Raw genomic sequence first — 1,293 nt, forward strand, 5'->3', positions numbered from 1 at the left:
ATCGTTTCCAGTGGATAGGGACGACGACCATTGCCCGCTTTTGGATAAAAGGGCTCAATCACTTCCAGCAGTTGAGTCCATGGTAATAGGTTGTCCATCCGAGATAAGAAAATCTCTTTACGGGTCTGGCGGCGCTTGCTGGAAAACTCACTATCGGCAAAAGTTAACTGTTGGCTCATGGGCGGTAATGGCTGTGATTTACTATGTAGCTATGATCTCACATCAGGGACTTATTCGCATCTTCCCTAGAAATTTTCATCCATTTCACTCAAATGTTGCAATGCTTAAAAGCTGGGCAGATATACAGTCATATTGAAATCATGACGATTTTTATCCCAACTTCGTGCGCGTTTTCACATTCCAATATAAATAAATATGATTAAAATCATGTGATTATAAAAGCTATAGGTTAGATAATAGGTTTGGGAAACGCGCATGCGCGTTTTTCCGGATGGTATATTTAACAGAATACTGATAAGTTCTTTGCATACAGATAGTTATCTGTGCGCGTTTTCACTGGTCCAACGAGGTAAACGCGCATGCGCACGAATAAGCTGTTATGTGTCTAAGCAGCACGAAGTAAAGGGTATTTCTAATGGGTAATGGAATCGAAATTATTATTGCAATCTTATTACTTATCGCAATTGCACTATTAGGTTTTATGGATAATCGATTACGCAGCAAAAATGCTATATTTATAGCCATTCTTTGCTCGACTCCAATAATTGCAAACCTTTTACAATACTTTCTTGGTATACACTCAAGCATCATTTTCCTTGCAATTTTAATCATATATATAGTCGCAACGAAAAATAATAATAAAACAGCCACATAATCGGGTAGCCGGAGGTATCTAGCCTCCAGCCCCCACACCACCCTGCATGCGGCTCCGCACAGGGCGGTTCATTTAGAACACCTAACTAGTTTTCTGGTTAGGGTAATGAACTGCGATCCATCCATCTCTCAGTGAATATAATCCTGCTTTCTTAAGGAAACTGCGAACAAGTCCTGCAATTTAGGTATCGAGCGAGGTTATGAGCGGCCCGCCTGATTTTTGAACGCTAACTGTTCAATTTTGGCCAATATACTGCCGTTTTACGCCGAATTTCGACCTAATTCCAGGCTGTTCCCGGATTTCAGACAGATCTTGGCTGTCGTCGTAACATCTGGTCTACTTTAAACAGGTTCGCCAAGGTGAATAGCATGGCTAACTGTGAGTCATTTTTCGTCAGCCCTTTATAGCGTGCTTTGATAAAGCCGAACTGACATTTGATGATCCGAAACGGGTGTTCT

Annotated in this window: 1 protein-coding gene and 2 pseudogenes; 1 reads left to right on the forward strand and 2 read right to left on the reverse strand. The window is 41.3% G+C overall.

The window, feature by feature from the left end:
* Positions 1 to 179 (reverse strand): annotated as a pseudogene (locus tag L1D47_RS20710) (IS5/IS1182 family transposase); the annotation flags it as partial.
* Between the two features lie 416 nt (positions 180 to 595).
* Between L1D47_RS20710 and L1D47_RS20715 the strand changes: the two are divergent.
* Positions 596 to 835, forward strand: a complete 240-nt coding sequence (locus L1D47_RS20715; RefSeq protein WP_239886625.1) for a hypothetical protein — start codon at positions 596 to 598, stop codon at positions 833 to 835.
* A gap of 301 nt (positions 836 to 1,136) precedes the next feature.
* On the opposite strand, the pseudogene L1D47_RS20720 reads toward L1D47_RS20715, so the two are convergent.
* Positions 1,137 to 1,293, reverse strand: a pseudogene (locus L1D47_RS20720) (IS5/IS1182 family transposase); the annotation flags it as partial.

Origin of the sequence: Shewanella sp. Isolate7, from assembly GCF_022398425.1 — a bacterium.
Classification (GTDB): Bacteria; Pseudomonadota; Gammaproteobacteria; order Enterobacterales; family Shewanellaceae; genus Shewanella.